14 protein-coding genes are annotated in these 18,868 nt (G+C 62.9%); all 14 read left to right on the forward strand.

All coding sequences use genetic code 11. The annotated features are described in order from the left end of the window. Positions 1-12 precede the first annotated feature (12 nt). The 14 genes from ACQZ48_RS06585 (at position 13) to ACQZ48_RS06650 (ending at position 18,804) form a co-directional block, all read left to right on the forward strand. Positions 13-3,813, forward strand: a complete 3,801-nt coding sequence (locus ACQZ48_RS06585) for a baseplate multidomain protein megatron (protein WP_448728689.1) — start codon at positions 13-15, stop codon at positions 3,811-3,813. 34 nt (positions 3,814-3,847) lie between these two features. Next, positions 3,848-4,054 (forward strand): hypothetical protein, encoded by a 207-nt coding sequence (locus tag ACQZ48_RS06590; protein ID WP_035262738.1) that lies wholly within the window; start codon positions 3,848-3,850, stop codon positions 4,052-4,054. 136 nt (positions 4,055-4,190) lie between these two features. Further along, on the forward strand, positions 4,191-4,445 hold the full coding sequence (locus ACQZ48_RS06595; protein WP_077982655.1) for a hypothetical protein: 255 nt from the start codon (positions 4,191-4,193) through the stop codon (positions 4,443-4,445). Between the two features lie 93 nt (positions 4,446-4,538). Then, the gene (locus tag ACQZ48_RS06600) at positions 4,539-5,210 is read left to right on the forward strand and encodes a response regulator transcription factor (protein WP_006311298.1); all 672 of its coding nucleotides are present in this window, start codon (positions 4,539-4,541) and stop codon (positions 5,208-5,210) included. Then, positions 5,200-6,600: an ATP-binding protein gene (locus tag ACQZ48_RS06605; protein WP_077982654.1), complete on the forward strand. Its 1,401-nt coding sequence runs from the start codon at positions 5,200-5,202 to the stop codon at positions 6,598-6,600. The genes ACQZ48_RS06600 and ACQZ48_RS06605 overlap by 11 nt, the downstream gene beginning before the upstream one ends. A gap of 105 nt (positions 6,601-6,705) precedes the next feature. Beyond that, positions 6,706-7,134: a hypothetical protein gene (locus tag ACQZ48_RS06610; protein WP_077982653.1), complete on the forward strand. Its 429-nt coding sequence runs from the start codon at positions 6,706-6,708 to the stop codon at positions 7,132-7,134. 174 nt (positions 7,135-7,308) lie between these two features. Next, positions 7,309-8,463 (forward strand): c-type cytochrome biogenesis protein CcmI, encoded by a 1,155-nt coding sequence (ccmI, locus tag ACQZ48_RS06615; protein ID WP_191217128.1) that lies wholly within the window; start codon positions 7,309-7,311, stop codon positions 8,461-8,463. Further along, positions 8,460-8,972: a cytochrome c maturation protein CcmE gene (ccmE, locus tag ACQZ48_RS06620; protein ID WP_142912453.1), complete on the forward strand. Its 513-nt coding sequence runs from the start codon at positions 8,460-8,462 to the stop codon at positions 8,970-8,972. The genes ccmI and ccmE overlap by 4 nt, the downstream gene beginning before the upstream one ends. Next, a complete protein-coding gene (locus ACQZ48_RS06625) occupies positions 8,969-10,960 on the forward strand; it encodes a heme lyase CcmF/NrfE family subunit (RefSeq protein ID WP_191216916.1) in 1,992 nt (663 codons plus the stop codon). Before ccmE ends, ACQZ48_RS06625 begins: the two co-directional genes overlap by 4 nt. Continuing rightward, a complete protein-coding gene (locus ACQZ48_RS06630) occupies positions 10,957-11,421 on the forward strand; it encodes a cytochrome c-type biogenesis protein (RefSeq protein ID WP_191216915.1) in 465 nt (154 codons plus the stop codon). Before ACQZ48_RS06625 ends, ACQZ48_RS06630 begins: the two co-directional genes overlap by 4 nt. 152 nt (positions 11,422-11,573) lie before the next feature. Beyond that, positions 11,574-13,142: a Do family serine endopeptidase gene (locus ACQZ48_RS06635; RefSeq protein ID WP_443387177.1), complete on the forward strand. Its 1,569-nt coding sequence runs from the start codon at positions 11,574-11,576 to the stop codon at positions 13,140-13,142. A 303-nt stretch (positions 13,143-13,445) separates the two neighbouring features. Continuing rightward, on the forward strand, positions 13,446-14,204 hold the full coding sequence (locus ACQZ48_RS06640) for a response regulator transcription factor (RefSeq protein WP_080791074.1): 759 nt from the start codon (positions 13,446-13,448) through the stop codon (positions 14,202-14,204). A 9-nt stretch (positions 14,205-14,213) separates the two neighbouring features. After that, positions 14,214-15,623 (forward strand): sensor histidine kinase, encoded by a 1,410-nt coding sequence (locus ACQZ48_RS06645; protein WP_077982647.1) that lies wholly within the window; start codon positions 14,214-14,216, stop codon positions 15,621-15,623. A gap of 211 nt (positions 15,624-15,834) precedes the next feature. Then, complete coding sequence (locus tag ACQZ48_RS06650) at positions 15,835-18,804, forward strand: bifunctional [glutamine synthetase] adenylyltransferase/[glutamine synthetase]-adenylyl-L-tyrosine phosphorylase (RefSeq protein WP_191216913.1); 2,970 nt, start codon at positions 15,835-15,837, stop codon at positions 18,802-18,804. Positions 18,805-18,868: the final 64 nt, after the last annotated feature.

The raw sequence follows: 18,868 nt of genomic DNA on the forward strand, positions 1-18,868 counted from the left end.
TTCGAGGCAAGCATGGCGACAATCGTTTTTCAGGCGGCGGGCGCGGCACTCGGCGGCATTTTCGGTCCTTTGGGCGCAGTAATCGGTCGGGCGGCCGGGGCGCTGGCGGGCAATGCCATCGACCGCACGCTGCTTTCCAACGGGCGGACGGTAACGGGCGCGCGGCTCTCGACCGCGCGCATTCCGGGGGCGGATGAGGGCGCGGCGATCAACCGGCTTTATGGCGCAGCAAGGATCGGCGGCACGTTGATCTGGGCGACGCGTTTTGAAGAAAGCGTCGAGGTGGAGCGCCGTGGCGGCAAGGGCAACCGTGGCCCGAAGGTCGAAACCTTCAGTTATTTTGCCAACGTCGCCATCGGCCTTTGCGAAGGTGAGGCGGCCATGGTGCGGCGTGTCTGGGCCGATGGGCGGGAGTTGGACCTGAGCGCCATCGAGATGCGTTTTTATCCCGGCAGCGAGACACAAATGCCCGATCCGTTGATCGAGGCGAAGCAGGGGGCGGGCAATGCGCCGGCCTTTCGCGGACTGGCCTATGTGGTCTTCGAACGCCTGCCGCTCGACGGCTTCGGCAACCGCATTCCGCTGATGCAGTTCGAAGTGGTGCGGCCTGTCGGGCGGCTGGAAAAAGCCATCCGCGCCATCACCGTCATTCCTGGCGCCACCGAGCATGGATACGCCACCGCGCAGGTTTGCGAACGCACGGGCATCGGCCAAAGCCGCATCATGAACCGCAACGGCCTGACCGCTTCGACCGACTGGCAGGCGGCAATCGACGAATTGCAGGCGCTCTGCCCCAATCTTGAGAGCGTGGCGCTGGTGGTGAGCTGGTTCGGCACGGATATGCGGGCGGGGGAATGCCGCATTCTGCCGGGCGTGGAAGTGGTCGGTCGGGATGGGGAAACCACGCCATGGTCGGTCGCCGGCCTGTCGCGCGATGAGGCGCATCCTGTCAGCCATCATGGCGGCGGCCCGGCCTATGGCGGCACGCCGAACGACGAAAGCGTGTTGCAGGCGATAGCCGATCTCAGGGCGCGCGGCCTTCGGGTGTGCCTTTACCCCTTCGTGATGATGGATGTTCCCATCGGCAATGGGCTGCCGGACCCCTATGGCAAAAGCGAGCAGGACGCCTATGCCTGGCGCGGGCGCATCTCCTGCTTTCCCGCACCCGGCAGAGCCGGCTCTGCGGATCGAAGCGCGGGTGCAAGGGCGCAGGTTTCCGCCTTCTGCAACCGCGATGAAGGCTACCGTCGCATGGTGCTGCACTATGCGGCGCTGGCGGCCCGGGCGGGTGGGGTGGATGCCTTCCTGATCGGCTCCGAGCTGCGTGGGCTGACGGCGCTGAGAGACGAGAACGACGCCTTTCCCTTCGTGGCGGAATTGGTACGGCTGGCGGGCGATGTGCGGGCGATATTGGGGCCGGCGGTGAAGCTGACCTATGCGGCGGACTGGAGCGAATATTTCGGCCACCAGCCGGCAGACGGCTCGGGCGACCTATTCTTCCATCTCGATCCGCTCTGGGCGAGCCCGAATATCGACGCCATCGGCATCGACAATTACATGCCGCTTTCCGACTGGCGCGACGGGGATTCCGCAAACGGCAATCCGGACGGCATGACCGGCCCGGACGATGTGAGTGCCTTCCGCCGCACTATTACGGCGGGAGAGGGGTTCGACTGGTATTATGCCGGCGATGCGGACCGCGCTGCGCGGCGGCGCACGACGATTACCGACGGGCTGAAGGGCAAGCCGTGGGTGTTCCGTTACAAGGACCTGCGCAACTGGTGGGGAAACCTCCACTACGACCGGGTGCGGGGTGTGGAGAAAACCACGCCGACGGCATGGGCGCCGCGCTCGAAGCCCATCTGGTTCACTGAACTCGGCTGCCCGGCGGTGGACAAGAGCGCGACGCGCCCCAATGTCTTTCCCGATCCGAAATCGGCGGAAAACGCCTTTCCCTATTTTTCCCGCCGCAACCGCGCCGACAGCCAGCAGCGACGGTTTCTGGAGGCGCATCTCGACCATTGGGGAAAGGGCGATGCGGCGATGGTCGATGTAGGCAGGGTCTATCTGTGGACCTGGGATGCACGGCCCTTTCCCGCCTTTCCACAGAATGGTGCGGCCTGGAGCGATGGCGGCAACTGGCGCACCGGCCACTGGCTGAACGGAAGGCTGGGCACGGCAACGCTTTCCGATGCCATCGCCGCCATCCTCGCCGATCACGGCTTTTCCGACTTCGACGTTTCGGCCGTCAGCGGCGATCTGGGAGGTTATGTGCAGGGCGACGTGACCTCGGCCCGCAACCTCCTTGAGCCGCTGATGGCGGCGTTTCAGGTGGATGTGACGGAAGATGGCGGAACCCTGCGCTTCCGCTCCCGCAATACGGCGGTCTTGCCGGTGCGGGACATCGCCGTGCTGGCCGATCTGGAGGACGAGCCGCTCTGGTCGGAAAGTCGCGGCCATGACAGCGATTTCGCGGCTGAAGCCGTGCTGACGTCTTTCAACCCGGCGCTGGATTACGAGCAGGCAAGTGTAAGGTCCCGCCGCATCGACAATGCCGGCAGCCGGGTGATGCGGCTCGATCTCAACGCTGCCCTGCCTGCGGAAACGGCGGAAGCCGCTGTCGAGGCGTTGTTGCGCGACAACCGGCAGGCTCGGCGCAGCCTGCGCTTTGCTCTGCCGCCTGGCGATATCGCGCTTGAACCGGGTGATTGTATTCGTCTGCCGGAAGGGGCTTTTCCACAGGCGCCGGCAGGGCGGTTTCTGGTCAGCCGGATCGAGGACGGCGCGGTGCGGCAGGTGGAGGCGCGGGCTTTTTCCGCTGTCTTTCCGGTCTTTGCCGGCGGCGCGGAGGAACGGCGCAGCAGCGGCGTAAGCGGAGCGGAAGGTTTCGCCCCGGAGGTGCTGTTTCTCGATCTGCCCTACCATGACGGCACTGCGCCGGAGGATTCGGCGCGGATTGCGGCGCTTGCCAAGCCCTGGCGCCCAATCATCATTTCCGCGTCGCCGGGCAGGGAAGGTTACGGGCAGCGCGTGCTGCTGGACCGGCCGGCGATGATCGGTGCGCTGGCGATGCCGTTGACATCGGGCCCTTCCGGCCGCTTCGACCGGAAAAACACCGTCTTCGTCGATCTGCCCTTCGGCGAGGTATCGTCGGCCGGGGAGCTTTCGGTGCTGAATGGCGACAACCGTCTCGCCATCAAGGCGGCGAACGGCGTGTGGGAAATCGTCGCCTTTGCAAAGGCCGAGGAAATAGCACCCGCACGCTGGCGGCTCTCCGCTCTTCTGCGGGGGCTGGCCGGCACGGAAGATGCGCTCGCCGCAGGCGCGCCGAAAGGTGCGCCGGTGGTGGTTCTGGATGCGGCGGTGCGGCCGCTCGGTCTTGCCGCGAGCGAGCGCGGACGACGCCTGAACTGGATTGCGGAAGCTGCCGGAATGGCGGGCGCGCCAAGCAGTCCTTCTGCCTTCGAGGGCGGCTTGCGGGCGCTGACACCGCTCGCGCCGGTGCATCTTGCCGCCGAACGGCGCAGGGACGGCGTTTTCATCGGGTGGAAACGCCGGGGCCGGGTGGAGGCCGACGGCTGGGATGCGAGCGACATCCCGCTGGACGAACCCTTCGAGCTCTATCGCATCGAGGTGCTGGACGGCGAGACCGTGCGGAGGGTGGCGGAGGTTTCGCAACCCTTCTGGTTTTACGCCGCCGCAGACGAACTCACAGATTTCCCGGCATTGCGGGATCACATTTCCGTGCGTGTCCGAATGCTCGGTCGCGCGGTGCCCTCGGGCTTGGTGGCGCAGGCCACCCTCCCGATCTGACATATGCCTGAAAAACAACACAAAGGATGAGACGATGGACAGCACCAAAGCATGGTATCAATCGCGCACGATCTGGGGCGCCCTGGTCGCGGTTTTCGCACCGCTTTTCAGCATTGCCGGCCTCGATCTGCCCGCCGGTCTGCAAGGCGAACTTGCGGACGGGCTGGTGACGGTTGCGGGCGGAATCGGCGGTCTGGTCGCACTTTACGGCCGTCTTTCGGCGACCAGCGCCATTCGCTGACAGCGCCCACGACGCCGCCGTTCCCGCCATGCGCCCATGCGGCGGGGGCGGCATTCATTTGCCATTCAGACGCTTTGCGCTACATATTCGCTCACAATAAGGTTCGAGACGCACCCGGTTTTTGGAAGTTTGTAGAATGGCATCACCTCTCATCATCGCGACGCTTGCAGCCGGGCTTTCCGGTTTCATGGCGCCCGAGGCTGATCTGCAGGGCCATTACATTCTGGCGGCGAGCGATTGCGGCGCAGCCGTCGCCCGCGTGGTGCGCGAAACCGGTGGTCAGCTGCTTTCGGTCTATCCTTCCGGTGACGGTCAGTCCTGTGTCGTCACTGTTCTCGTCCAGGGCAATGGCGAACGCCCGCGCAAGGTAACGATGCGCGTGCCGATGTAGCTTGCCCGCATCGCTGAAATATCGGAAAACAACCCGACACATGTAGCATGACCGGCCACCCGCGTGGGCCGGGACGGAAGGAAAGGGCGGACAATGCGTATTCTCGTTGTTGAGGACGATGCCAATCTCAATCGTCAGCTGACCGATGCGCTGAAAGAAGCCGGTTATGTTGTCGATCAGGCATTCGACGGCGAGGAAGGCCACTACCTCGGCGATACCGAGCCCTATGACGCCATCGTTCTCGATATCGGTCTGCCGCAGCTCGACGGCATCACCGTCGTTGAAAAATGGCGTGCGGCCGGCAAGGCCATGCCGGTGCTCATCCTCACCGCCCGCGACCGCTGGAGCGACAAGGTCGCCGGCATCGATGCCGGCGCCGACGATTACGTCACCAAGCCTTTCCATGTCGAAGAAGTGCTTGCCCGCGTGCGCGCGCTCATCCGCCGCGCCGCCGGCCACGCCTCTTCCGAACTGGTCTGCGGCCCTGTCCGGCTCGACACCAAATCCTCCAAGGCGACCGTCAACGGCACGACGCTGAAGCTCACCTCGCACGAGTTCCGGCTCCTGTCCTATCTCATGCACCACATGGGCGAGGTCGTCTCGCGCACGGAGCTGGTAGAGCACATGTACGATCAGGATTTCGACCGCGATTCCAATACGATAGAGGTGTTTGTCGGACGTTTGCGCAAGAAGATCGGGGTTGATCTGATCGAGACGATCCGTGGTCTCGGTTACCGGATGCAAGCGCCGGCAGATGCGAAGTAATTCCCTCACCGCCCGCGTTCTGCTGCTCGCCTCGCTCTGGTCGGTGCTGGCGCTGGTGGTGATCGCCGTCGTGATCTCGACGCTTTACCGGCAGGGAGTGGAGCGCAGCTTCACCGATCTTCTGCGGGCGCAGCTTTATAACGTCATCAATTCCGTGACGATTTCCAACGAGAACACGCTGGCCGGCAGCCCGCAGCTCGGCGATCTGCGCTTTTCGCAACCTGATACCGGCTGGTACTGGGTTGTCGAGCCGCTCGGCAATTTTCAGACCGCGCCACTGGTGTCATCGTCGCTCGGCGTCTCCACTTTGCCGGTGCCGAGCATTCTCGATGCGCCCTTCGACAACCGCTATGAGCGCTTTTATGCCGTGACCGACGAGGCGGGTAATCAGGTGCGCGTGGCGGAAACCGAAGTCGTGCTGGATGGCGAAGGGCGCGCGGCGCGCTTCCGTGTCTCCGGCAATCTGAACGTCGTGGAAGACGATGTGCGCGATTTCTCCAACAGCCTCTACTTGGCGCTGGCGGTCTTCGGTGTCGGCAGTCTCGTCGTCAACGGCCTTGCCATTCTCTACAGTCTGCGGCCGCTCGATCAGGCCCGCGTGGCGCTCGGCAAGATCAGGGGCGGGGAGGCGGAAAGCCTCGAAGGCGAATTCCCGCGTGAAATCCAGCCGCTGGCCAATGAGGTCAATGCGCTGATCGACAGCAATCGCCGCCTCGTGGAGCGCGCCCGCATGCAGGTCGGCAATCTGGCGCATTCCCTGAAGACGCCGATCGCCGTTCTTCTGAACGAGGCCCGCACGCTGGAACCGCAACATGGCGATCTGGTGCGGGCGCAGGCGGATGCCATGCAGGCGCAGGTGCAATCCTACCTTTCCCGCGCCCGCATCGCGGCCCAGCGCGGCTCGATCCTTGCCCGCGTCGAAGCGGAGCCGGCGCTGGAACGGCTGGTGCGGGTGATGCGCCGTCTGAACCCGGACAAGCAGTTTATTCTGAACATTGACGAGGCCGGCGCCGTGCTCGGTATGGAACAGCAGGATCTGGAAGAGGTCGTCGGCAATCTCCTCGAAAATGCCGCGCGGTTTGCCCAGACGCGTGTGGTCATCACGCTCGCCGCTGGCACGCACCCGTCCCCCGATGCGGAAATCGCCCGTCGCGCCTGGGTGGAACTGACGGTGGAGGATGACGGACCGGGGCTTGAGCCGGAACAGATAAGCGAAGCGATGAAGCGCGGGCGGCGGCTGGACGAGAGCCGGCCGGGCACGGGCCTTGGATTGTCGATCGTTTCCGAGGTGGTGTCAGAGTACCATGGCCGCTTTTCGTTGTCGCGCAGCGGCATCGGTGGGCTGAAAGCCGATCTGATTTTGCCGGGCCTTTCGAAAGAGCTTGCGTGAGGCAAGAAAAAAGGCAAGAAATTCAATGGCGATATATTAGGTGCAATGCGGTAGGAAAGAGGACAGGGTTTGGTTGACGTGTATGATGGCTGTCGCTCCGTGACGATGCGCTCGCTGGTGTCACGCCCGGCGCTTGTCTCGATCCTGTGCGTATCGATGCTAAGCGCCTGCACCACCACGGGCACCCGCCCGGCGGGCGGCGGCCTGTTCGGCCGCTCGTCGCAGCCCTCGACGCCGTTCCTGGCCAACCTGCAAGGCGGCATCATCGGGCGAAGCGGCGTTGAGCTCGACAGGGGTGACCAGACCAAGGCGCTGGAAGCCGAATATAAGGCGCTGGAAGCGGCGCCCGTCGGCACGCCGGTTTCCTGGGCCGGCGATGACGCCAAGGGACAGGTGGTCGCCAATGCGCCCTATCAGGTCGGCAACCAGAATTGCCGGCAATATTCGCACACCCTGACGGTCGACGGACGTGAAACCAAAGTGCGCGGCGCAGCATGCCGTAATGCCGACGGAAGCTGGTCGCCTCTCACGTAATGACTTTGCGTAAAATACTTTGACGTAAATCAAGGTCACGGGCCTTTTGCGATGACAGGAAGAGGCATGGCGGTGCAGCCGGGAGAGGGTCTGCGGTGCGGCGTGATGTCTCAAATTCGCGTCATCCCCGCGCTTCGTGTTTCCATGCGCCGCGCATTCGAGTAATTGAGCCTTATGTTCTGGATTGTCGTTGCGATATTGACGGCGGCTGTCGCCATCGTCCTGATGTACCCGCTGATGCGGAAAACCGAGGCGCCGCAGACGCGCCGCGACGGTGAAGTCGCCGTTTATCGCGACCAGCTGGCCGAACTGGACCGCGAACGCGCCGCCGGCCTCATCGGCGACACCGAAGCGGATTATGCCCGCGCCGAAATCGGCCGCCGGCTTCTCGCCGCCGCCGAAGCCGAGGAAACGCCGGCGAAAGAAAGCCGGTCGCGTCGACACCATCTCGCCACAAGCTTCATCACCCTTCTTCTGCCGGCGCTCGGCCTCTGTCTTTACATCTGGAACGGCAGTCCGGATACGCCGGACATGCCGCTCGAGGCGCGTCTTGAAAATCCCGGCAACGATATGAACATGCTGGTGGCCCGCGCGGAACGGCATCTGGCGCAGAACCCTGAGGATGGCGCTGGCTGGGATATTCTGGCGCCGATCTATTTCAAGATGCAGCGCCTTGGCGATGCCGAGCTTGCCTACCGCAACGCGCTGCGCATCCAGGGGCCGAGTGCTGAACGGCTGACAGGCCTTGGCGAAACGCTGGTGGCCAGCAATGACGGTGTCGTTACCGACGCCGCGCGCGACGCTTTTGCCGAGGCAGACCGGCTGAGCCCCGGTAATCCGCGCACCCGTTTTTATCTGGCGTTGGCGCTCGAACAATCGGGCAAGTCTGAGGAGGCGCAGTCGGCCTTTGCGGCCCTTGCCGCCGCCGCCCCCGCCGGTGCTCCGTGGCTGCCATTGGTGCAGGAACATATCGCCCGCACTGGCGGAAAAGCCGGAACAGGGCCAACTGCCGCCGATGTTGCTGCTGCCAAAGAGATGGCACCAGCCGACCGGCAGGCGATGATCGAGGGCATGGTGGCGAGCCTCGATGCCAAGCTAAAGGATAACCCTGATGATTTCGAAGGGTGGATGCGCCTCATGCGCGCCTATTCCGTGCTGAAAAACGAGGCCAAGGCCGGTGAAGCCTTGCGGGCCGGCCTGCAGGCTTTCCCGCCGGAGGGCAAAGAGGGCAGGCAGCTTCTGGCGCTGGCGAAGGAACTGGGCGTTTCCGCCGGACCGATCCGCATGAACGGGCAGCAGGATGCCGCGCCGCAGGGAGTGACGCAATGACCCGCAAACAGAAACGTCTGGCGATCATCGGCGGCGGGATGAGCTTCATTGTTGCAGCCGTGCTGCTGGTCATGTTCGCCTTCGGCCAGTCCATTGCCTATTTCTACATGCCGGCCGATCTGGAGAAGACGCCGGTCAACCCCGGCACCCGCATCCGCCTCGGCGGGCTGGTGGCGGAAGGCTCGATCAAGCGCGGCGAGGGCCGGACGGTCAGCTTCACGGTGACCGATGGCGAGGCAACCGTGCCGGTCAGCTATACCGGCATCCTGCCCGATCTTTTCCGCGAAGGGCAGGGCGTTGTGACCGAAGGCATGTTCGATGCCGCCACCCATGGTTTCGTGGCCGATAGCGTCCTTGCCAAGCATGACGAGAACTACATGCCGAAGGAAGTGGCCGACCGGCTGAAGGACAAGGGCCTGTGGCAGCAGGGCGCCGAGGGAGCGGCACCCGCCGCCGCAACGCCCGCGGCCAGCGCCCCTTCTTCCGACAAGACCGGAGCGACCAGATGATCAACGAGATCGGCCATTATGTTCTGGTTCTGGCGCTCGGTGTGGGGCTGATCGTCTCGACGCTGCCGGTCATCGGCGCGCGCCGCAACGACCGGGCGCTGATGGATATCGCGTCCATCGGCTCTGTTCTGATGTTCCTTCTGGTCGGCCTGTCTTTTGCGGCACTGACGAGAGCCTATGCCGTCTCGGATTTTTCCGTGCGCAACGTCTGGGAAAACTCCCATTCGCTGATGCCGATGCTCTACAAGCTGACCGGCGTGTGGGGCAACCACGAAGGCTCGATGCTGCTGTGGCTGCTCATTCTGGTGTTTTTCAGCGCGCTCGTCGCCGCCTTCGGCAGCAACCTGCCGGAAACGCTCAAAGCCAATGTGCTTGCCGTACAGGCATGGATTTCCGTCGCTTTCCTGCTGTTCATCCTGCTCACCTCCAACCCGTTCCTGCGGCTGGAGCCGGTGCCGGCGGAGGGGCAGGACCTCAATCCCATTCTTCAGGATTTCGGCCTCGCCATCCATCCGCCGCTGCTTTATCTCGGTTATGTCGGCTTTTCCGTCTGTTTCTCCTTTGCCGTTGCGGCACTTCTGGAAGGACGCATCGACGCCGCCTGGGCGCGCTGGGTACGGCCGTGGACGCTCGCCGCATGGACCTTCCTGACCGCCGGCATCTCCATGGGCTCCTACTGGGCCTATTATGAACTCGGCTGGGGCGGCTGGTGGTTCTGGGATCCGGTGGAAAACGCCTCCTTCATGCCCTGGCTTGCCGGAACGGCACTTCTGCATTCGGCGCTGGTCATGGAAAAGCGCGAGGCGCTGAAGATCTGGACCGTGCTTCTGGCGATCATGACCTTTTCGCTGTCGCTGCTTGGCACCTTCCTCGTGCGCTCCGGCGTTTTGACCTCGGTACATGCTTTCGCCACCGATCCGAGCCGCGGTATCTTCATTCTCGGCATTCTGACGATCTTTATCGGTGGCGCCTTCGCGCTGTTTGCGTGGCGTGCACCCTCGCTCAAGGCAGGCGGCCTGTTTGCGCCGATCTCGCGTGAGGGATCGCTCGTTCTCAACAACCTGATCCTGACTGTCTCCACCGCGACCGTACTGATCGGCACGCTCTATCCCCTCATTCTGGAAACGCTGACGGGCGAAAAAATCTCTGTCGGCGCACCCTTCTTCAACCTCACCTTCGGCCTCCTGATGATCCCGATCCTGATCGTCACACCCTTTGGCCCGATGCTGGCCTGGAAGCGCGGCGATCTTCTCGGAGCCTTCCAGCGGCTTTATGTGGCCGCGGCGCTTGCCGCTCTTGCCGGGCTGACGCTGTGGTATATCGAAAATGGCGGTCCGGTGCTGGCCGCCCTCGGCATCGCCGCCGGTTTCTGGCTGATCTTCGGCGCTTTCGCCGATCTCTGGTATCGCGCCAATTTCGGCAAGCTCGCCTTCGGCATTGCATTCCGCCGCCTGAAGGGCCTGCCGCGTTCGGCCTTCGGCACGGCGCTGGCGCATATGGGCCTCGGCATCACCGTGCTCGGCATCGTCATCGTCACCACCTATGAGACCGAAACGGTTCTGGAAATGAAACAGGGCATGAAGGCGGAAGCGGGCGGCTACAGCCTGACCTTCGATGGTATCCGCCACGCCGTCGGCCCCAATTTCACCGAGGATCGCGGCCATTTCACCGTGCGCAAGGCGGGGGTGGAGGTGGCCGATGTCTGGTCGTCCAAGCGGCTCTATACCGCGCGACGCATGCCGACGACGGAAGCCGGCATTCTGACCTTCGGTCTCAGCCAGCTTTACGTCTCGCTGGGTGACCCCATGGCCGATGGCGGCATGGTGGTGCGAGTCTGGTGGAAACCCTTCATCCTGTGCATCTGGGGCGGTACGCTGTTCATGATGGCGGGCGGTTTGATCTCGCTCTCCGACAGGCGATTGCGCGTAGGCGCGCCGACCCGCAAGGCAAAACCTGTACGGGCTGCAATGCCGGAGGCGGCGGAATGAGGGAGGTTGTGGCAGGGCTCACGCTCCTTCTCGTCCTCATGGTTACGTCATGGCCGGCCTTCGCCTTCAACCCCGACGAAGTGCTGAAAGACCCCGTGCTGGAGCAACGCGCCCGCAATCTCACGTCTCAGCTCCGCTGCATGGTTTGCCAGAACCAGTCCATCGATGACAGCAATGCCGAGCTGGCGCGTGACCTGCGCGTCCTCGTGCGCGACCGGCTGGTTCAGGGTGACAGCGACAAGGCCGTCGTCGATTATGTCGTGTCGCGTTACGGCGAATTCGTGCTCCTGAAACCGCGCCTCAGCCTTCGAACCGTGCTTTTGTGGGGCGCGCCCATCGGCCTCACCCTTGCCGGGATTTTCGCCGTCTTCGTGTTTTCGCGTCGCCGCGCCACCCAGGAACAGCCACAAAAACTGAGTGCGGACGAAGAAGAGCGAATTCGTAATCTCATTGAAAAATAATCGGTTTCCTTTTTTCTTCCGGTTCTTTTTCAACATTACGGATTTTTCATTCATCAGACACTTCGCCGTAAGGTGTTGCCTCCTATATCTTCATCATCCACCGCTTCCCCGGTCACACGGGTTCCAGTCTGAATGAAGAAAGAAGGTACACCATGTCTCATTCGCAAAACGGCCATTCCTCGCTAAAGACGGCCTCGCTGAAGACGGCCCTGAAGGCCACGACCGTTGGCGGCCTTGCGGCGCTGATGCTCTCGACCGGCCTCGCCGCTCCGATCCTTCACTCGTTTGCTGCCCCTGTCGAAGTAACCGCGCCGCAGGTTCCGAGCTTCGCCAATGTGGTCGATGCCGTCTCGCCCGCCGTCGTTTCCGTTCGCGTGCAGTCGAACGTGCAGCCTGCTTCCGACGATTCCAGCAACTTCTCCTTCAATTTCGGCGGCCGCGGCCTCGACCAGCTGCCGGATGACCATCCGCTGAAGCGTTTCTTCAAGGAATTCGGCGGCCCCAACCAGGATCGCTCCGACCGTGGTCCGAACCGCCATCGTGACGGCAAAGGTCCGTTGCGCCCGGTCGCGCAAGGCTCCGGTTTCTTCATTTCCGAAGACGGTTATGTCGTCACCAACAACCACGTCGTCGATGACGGTTCCGCCTATACGGTCGTCATGAATGACGGCACCGAACTCGACGCCAAGCTTGTCGGCCGCGATCCGCGTACCGATCTGGCGCTGCTCAAGGTCGATGTGAACCGCAAGTTCACCTATGTGAAATTTGCCGATGACACCAAAATCCGCGTTGGTGACTGGGTCGTCGCCGTCGGTAACCCCTTCGGCCTCGGCGGGACGGTGACGTCAGGCATCATTTCGGCCCGCGGCCGTGATATCGGCTCCGGCCCCTATGATGACTATCTCCAGATCGACGCTGCCGTGAACCGCGGTAACTCGGGTGGTCCCGCCTTCAACCTCAACGGTGAAGTGGTCGGCATCAACACCGCCATCTTCTCGCCCTCCGGCGGCAATGTCGGTATCGCCTTCGCCATCCCGTCCTCGGTCGCCAAGGATGTGATCGCCGACCTGCAAAAGGACGGCAAAGTTGAACGCGGCTGGCTCGGTGTGCAAATCCAGCCCGTCAGCAAGGATATCGCCGAATCGCTCGGCCTTGCCGAAGCCAAGGGCGCGCTGGTCGTTTCGCCGCAGTCCGGCTCGCCGGGCGACAAGGCCGGTATCAAGCAGGGTGACATCATCACCGCCGTCAACGGCGATCCCGTCAAGGATGCCCGTGATTTGTCGCGCCGCATCGGCGGCATGGCGCCCAATAGCAAGGTGGAAATCTCGCTGTGGCGTGGTGGCAAGTCGCAGTCCGTGACGGTGACGCTCGGCGATCTCACCAGCGACGAGGCCTCCAAGGCGACACCAGGCCAGAACGACGACAAGGGCGGCCAGTCCTCCAGCGAGAAGGTGCTCTCCAGCCTCGGCCTGACGGTTTCGCCTTCCGATGACGGCAATGGCCTTGCCATCACCGATGTCGATCCCGACAGCGATGCCGCTGCCCGTGGTCTGAAGACGGGTGAGAGGATCACCTCGGTCAACAACCAGCAGGTCGCCTCCGCCGCCGATGTCGAGAAGATCCTCGAGCAGGCCAAGAAGGACGGTCGTTCCAAGGCCCTGTTCCAGATCCAGACGGACGATGGCAGCCGCTTCATCGCTCTGGATATCGACCAGGGTTGATAGATTGACAGGCGATGCCGGTTCTTTCGGGAGCCGGCATCGTATTCCGCTCTTCAGATGGGGCGGTTGAGTATGGCAGGGCGTTGCAGCCCGTTTCTTCTCCCCGAGGGGGGAGAAGGTGGCCCGAAGGGTCGGATGAGGGGGCTAGCCCTCGTTTTATCTTGACCCTTGCCCCCTCATCCCGCTGCCGCGGACTTCTCCCCGGCGGGGAGAAGAAACAAGCGGCGACCACTCGCTCCACAGGTAGTCGCCCATCTTGAAGCGAGATAACGCCATAGGCCTTAAGTCTTCGGAGGAAACCTCATGGAAAACAAAGTTCAGGAAGTTACTCCCGCATCTGTTTCCGGTTGTGCGGAAAAGGGCGAGGGCGCTATTGTCCCGCACATGAAGATTCTTGTCATTGAAGACGACCTAGAGGCTGCGGCCTATATGACCAAGGCGTTCCGCGAAGCCGGGATCGTCGCCGATCATGCCAGCGACGGTGAGAGCGGCCTGTTCATGGGCTGCGAGAACGCTTACGACGTGATGGTGATCGATCGCATGTTGCCGCGCCGCGACGGACTTTCCGTCATAAGCGAGCTGCGCCGCCGCGGCATCGAGACGCCGGTTCTGATCCTTTCCGCGCTGGGGCAGGTGGATGACCGCGTCACCGGACTGCGCGCCGGCGGCGACGATTACCTGCCGAAGCCCTATGCCTTTTCCGAACTGCTCGCCCGTATCGAGGTGCTGGGTCGCCGCAAGGGCAAGCCCGAGCAGGACATGATCTACCGGGTCGGCGATCTCGAACTCGACCGCCTGTCGCACGATGTTCGCCGCGGCGGCAAGGAAATCCTGCTGCAGCCGCGCGAATTCCGCCTGCTCGAATATCTGATGAAAAATGCCGGCCAAGTGGTCACCCGCACCATGCTTCTCGAAAATGTCTGGGACTATCATTTCGACCCGCAGACCAATGTCATCGACGTGCATGTGTCCCGCCTGCGCTCGAAGATCGAGAAGGACTTCGAAAAGCCGCTCCTGAAGACCATTCGCGGCGCCGGTTACATGATGAAGGACGAGGGCTGATTGGCGAAAATGGCCCGCCTCAGAATATTGTTCAGATCGACGGCGGTGCGCCTTTCGGCGCTCTATATTCTGCTGTTCGCACTCTGCGCCGCCTTCCTCGTCTTTTACGTCACCGCTCTCTCCGAACGGCTGCTGAACCAGCAGACGCGCGACGCCGTGTTGCAGGAAGTCTCGGATGTGCAGCGCATCTATAATCGCGGCGGCATCAACCCGCTGCTGCGGATGATGGAGCGACGCGCGCGCCAGCCGGGTGCGAGCCTCTACATCATTGCCGGCCCGAATGGCGAAATCCTTGCTGGCAACGTCGCCTCCGTGCAGCCCGGCGTTTTCGACAAGGAAGGCTGGACCGGTTTCCCCTTCCGTTACGAGCGTTATTCCGAAAGCGGCAACAGCGTGCAGCATCTGGCCACCGCTAATGTCTTCACGCTGGACAACGGTCTGCGCATTCTGATCGGCCGCGATCTCGGCGAGCCGACGAAGTTCCGGGCGCTGGTGCGCAATGCGCTGATGGTGGCGCTGGCGATCATGAGCGGTGGTGCCTTGCTCATCTGGTTCGGCATCGGCCGCAATGCGCTGAAACGCATCGACCGCATGTCGGCGGCGACCAAGAAGATCATGGCCGGCGACCTTTCGCAGCGCCTGCCGCAGGGCCGCTCCGGAGATGAATTCGACCGCCTGTCCGGTTCGCTCAACGCCATGCTCGGCCGCATCGAAAAGCTGAATGAGGGTCTGCGGCAGGTCTCCGACAATATCGCACACGACCTGAAGACGCCGCTGACGCGGCTGCGCAACAAGGCGGCCGCAGCGCTCGACGACGATGACGAGACGAAACGCCGCGCAGCGCTTGAAGGCATCATCGCCGAATCCGATCAGCTTATCCGCACCTTCAATGCGCTCTTGATGATCTCCCGCGTCGAGGCAGGTTCGATCGCCGCCGAAATGACCGATGTGGACGTCTCGGCGATTGCCGAAGACAGCGCCGAACTCTACGAGCCGGTGGCCGAGGATGCGGGGCTGGCTCTGGAAACCGAAATCGAGCAGGGCCTTGTCGTCAAGGGCAACCGCGAACTGATCGGCCAGGCGCTCTCCAACCTCATCGACAACGCCATGAAATATGCCTGCGAGGGCGAGGGCGATAAAAAACTCGTCGTGCGTCTGGCAAGAGAGCAGGAGGCCATTGTGCTCTCCGTCGCCGATAACGGCCCCGGCATTCCCGCCGACAAACGCGGCGAGGTGCTGAAACGCTTCGTCAGGCTGGATGAAAGCCGCTCGAAACCCGGGACCGGGCTCGGCCTGTCGCTGGTGGAAGCGGTGATGGAACTGCATGGCGGATCGCTGAAGCTGTCGGACACGGACGCCGCGAATGCGGCCTGCCCGGGGCTGACCGTTTCGATGGTGTTTCCGCTGACCAAACTGTAAGCGGGGGTCACGCTCGCCCCTGGCAGCCAGCACGCCGTTCGCCCTGCCTTGGAGGGTGGATGCGATGGATTGGTACGCTTGCACCGATCTCGGATCCGGGAAAGCATCTCCCTCAGCGGTTTTTTGATCGCAAAGCACTCGGCATTTGTTACAACGCCAGAGAGGCGCGCCGGCAGGCTCTGGCAGGACGGGCGGAAGAGGGAGAGACACAGTGACGAAACGGGAAACCGTCGAAAGGCGGCTGAGCGAGGTTCTGCCGGGCGTGATCCGCCCCTATACCCAGACGGAACTGAAATCCGTTCTTTCGACGCTGAAGGATATCGGCAAAAGCGAGCCTGCGGTCGCCGCGCTGCTTGCCGGAGAAAGCCCGCTGAAGGAATTTATCGCCGCGGCTTTCACGCTGTCCCCCTATCTGCGCGACTTGGCGTCGGCGGATGAGGGGCTTTTGTCGCTGGCGATGTCGAAACCGCTGGAGCCGCTGCTGACCGAGCTTGTCCGTGATGCGCGCGATTGCTGGAAGCCGGGCGAAGAAGGTGGGGCGCCGAGCGAAAACGAGGTGATGTCGCGCCTGCGGGTAGCCAAGCGGCGGCTCTCTTTCATCGCAGCACTTGCCGATCTGGCGCGCATCTTCACCGCGCGCGATACGACACGCTGGCTGAGCGATATGGCGGATGCATCGCTCTCCGCCGCCATCGATCACCTGTTGCTCGCCGCCCATGAGAGCGGCAAGCTGAAACTGAAGAATGTTGCAGCACCCAGCGAAGGTTCTGGCCTGATCGTGCTCGGCATGGGCAAGCTCGGCGCGCGCGAGCTCAACTATTCCTCCGATATCGACGCCGTTGTGTTCTTCGAACCGTCTGCGGGCATCATGGACGATCCCTATGATGCGACGGAGAATTTCGGCCGCATGATGCGCCGCCTCGTGCGCATCATGCAGGAGCGCACGGCTGATGGTTACGTCTTTCGCACCGATCTGAGGCTTCGGCCGGACCCCGGCTCGACACCGCTTGCCATCCCCGTGGAGGCGGCGCTGCTTTATTACGAGGGCAGGGGCCAGAACTGGGAACGCGCCGCCTATATCAAGGCGCGGCCGGTTGCCGGCGATATCAAGGCGGGCGAGAATTTCCTGCGCGAACTGACGCCCTTCATCTTCCGCAAATATCTCGATTATGCGGCGATTGCCGATATTCACTCCATCAAGCGGCAGATCCACGCCCATAAGGGCCATGGCGCCATTGCGGTGAAGGGGCATAATGTCAAGCTTGGGCGCGGCGGCATCCGCGAGATCGAGTTCTTCGCCCAGACGCAGCAGCTGATTGCCGGCGGCCGCATGCCGCCGCTGCGCGTGCGTGCAACGGAAGAGGCGCTTGCCGCGCTGACGGAGGCGAAATGGATCGACGCCGAGACCCGCGACAGCCTGACGGCAGCCTACTGGTTTTTACGCGAGGTCGAGCACCGCATCCAGATGGTGCGCGACGAGCAGACCCATGTGTTGCCAGACACTGAAACTGAATTGAAGCGCATCGCCTTCATGCTCGGTTTCGAGGACACAAAGGCTTTCTCGGAGACGCTGGAAGAGGTGCTGCGGCTGGTGGAGCGGCGTTATTCGGCGCTGTTCGAGCAGGAGGTGAAACTGTCAGGCGAGGCGGGCAATCTTGTCTTCACCGGCCAGAAGGACGATCCCGATACGCTGAAGACACTTTCCACGCTTGGCTTTCAACGGCCGGAGGATATTTCCCGCGTCATCCGCACCTGGCACAATGGCCGCTATCGTGCGACGCAATCGGTCGAGGCGCGCGAGCGGCTGACGGAGCTGACGCCGGACCTGCTGCGCGCCTTCGGCGAAAGCAAGCGGGCCGATGAGGCGCTGCTGCGTTTTGATAATTTCCTCTCCGGCCTGCCGGCTGGCATCCAGCTTTTCTCGCTGCTCGGTAACAACCCTGCGCTTCTGTCGCTGCTGGTGACGATCATGTCCTCGGCCCCGCGTCTGGCTGAAATCATCGCCGCCCGCCCGCATGTCTTCGATGGCATGCTCGACCCGGCTCTGATGAGCGACGTGCCGACCCGCGATTATCTCGCCCACCGCATGGGCAACTTTCTATCCAATGCCCGCCACTACGAGGATATTCTCGACCGGCTGCGCATCTTCGCCGCCGAACAGCGCTTCCTGATCGGGGTTCGGCTGCTGACCGGCGCAATCCGCGGTGAGGTCGCTGCCCGTGCTTTCACTCATCTTGCCGATCTTGTCATCGAGGCGGCGTTGAATGCGGTTCTTTCGGAGATGGAAGCGGCGCATGGGTCCTATCCCGGCGGCCGCGTCGCCGTCATGGGCATGGGCAAGCTCGGCTCCTTCGAACTGACCGCCGGTTCGGATGTCGATCTCATCCTGCTTTACGATTATGACGACACCGCCCATGAATCCACCGGCGCAAAACCGCTGGATGTCGTGCGTTATTTCACCCGCGTCACGCAAAGGCTGATTGCCGCGCTTTCCGCACCGACGGCGGAGGGCGTGCTTTACGAGGTGGACATGCGGCTTCGTCCCTCCGGCAACAAGGGGCCAGTGGCGACCCGCATTTCCGCCTTCGAGAAATACCAGCGCGAGGAAGCCTGGACCTGGGAACATATGGCGCTGTCGCGCGCGCGGCTCATCTGCGGCGAAGCCTCGCTGATGGAGGACGCGCGCCGCATCATCGCCTCCATCCTTTCGCAAAAGCGCGACGTGGCCAAGGTTTCGGCCGATGTGCTGGAAATGCGCAGCCTCATCGAGCAGGAAAAACCGCCGGAAAACAATTGGGACTTCAAGCTCATCAATGGCGGCCTGATCGACCTCGAATTCATCGCGCAATATCTGGCGCTGGTGGGGCCGGTGAAAGGACTTGCCGTGCATGAACCGGGGCGCAACACCGCCGAAGCGCTGCAGGCGCTCGCAGCACCCGTCATGGAGCCGCAGGCTCTCGATGACTGTATGGCGGCGATGGGGCTTTATACCGAGATATCCCAGATCGTGCGGCTGTGCATCGATGGGGCGTTCAATCCGAAAGAGGCGCCGGCGGGTCTGATCGATCTCGTGTGCCGAGCGGGGGATTGCCCAGATATCTCAACGCTGGAGGGTGAGGTGAAGCGGCTGGCGAAAGCGGTGCGGAAAGCGTTTGTGGCGGTGGTGAAGAATGGTGGGTGAGGCTTCACCCCCCTCTGCCCTGCCGGGCATCTCCCCCTCAAGGGGGGAGATCGGTATGCGGCAA

The sequence above is a fragment of the Agrobacterium sp. 22-209-1 genome (genome assembly GCF_053522485.1).

Excerpts from the sequence above, each read along its gene's own strand:
- ccmI (WP_191217128.1), top strand. The coding sequence starts at position 7,309 with ATGTTCTGGATTGTCGTTGCGATATTGACGGCGGCTGTCGCCATCGTC.
- ACQZ48_RS06600 (WP_006311298.1), top strand. The coding sequence starts at position 4,539 with ATGCGTATTCTCGTTGTTGAGGACGATGCCAATCTCAATCGTCAGCTG.
- ACQZ48_RS06605 (WP_077982654.1), top strand. The coding sequence starts at position 5,200 with ATGCGAAGTAATTCCCTCACCGCCCGCGTTCTGCTGCTCGCCTCGCTC.
- ACQZ48_RS06590 (WP_035262738.1), top strand. The coding sequence starts at position 3,848 with ATGGACAGCACCAAAGCATGGTATCAATCGCGCACGATCTGGGGCGCC.
- ACQZ48_RS06630 (WP_191216915.1), top strand. The coding sequence starts at position 10,957 with ATGAGGGAGGTTGTGGCAGGGCTCACGCTCCTTCTCGTCCTCATGGTT.
- ACQZ48_RS06610 (WP_077982653.1), top strand. The coding sequence starts at position 6,706 with ATGCGCTCGCTGGTGTCACGCCCGGCGCTTGTCTCGATCCTGTGCGTA.
- ACQZ48_RS06625 (WP_191216916.1), top strand. The coding sequence starts at position 8,969 with ATGATCAACGAGATCGGCCATTATGTTCTGGTTCTGGCGCTCGGTGTG.
- ACQZ48_RS06585 (WP_448728689.1), top strand. The coding sequence starts at position 13 with ATGGCGACAATCGTTTTTCAGGCGGCGGGCGCGGCACTCGGCGGCATT.
- ccmE (WP_142912453.1), top strand. The coding sequence starts at position 8,460 with ATGACCCGCAAACAGAAACGTCTGGCGATCATCGGCGGCGGGATGAGC.
- ACQZ48_RS06640 (WP_080791074.1), top strand. The coding sequence starts at position 13,446 with ATGGAAAACAAAGTTCAGGAAGTTACTCCCGCATCTGTTTCCGGTTGT.
- ACQZ48_RS06635 (WP_443387177.1), top strand. The coding sequence starts at position 11,574 with ATGTCTCATTCGCAAAACGGCCATTCCTCGCTAAAGACGGCCTCGCTG.
- ACQZ48_RS06645 (WP_077982647.1), top strand. The coding sequence starts at position 14,214 with ATGGCCCGCCTCAGAATATTGTTCAGATCGACGGCGGTGCGCCTTTCG.
- ACQZ48_RS06595 (WP_077982655.1), top strand. The coding sequence starts at position 4,191 with ATGGCATCACCTCTCATCATCGCGACGCTTGCAGCCGGGCTTTCCGGT.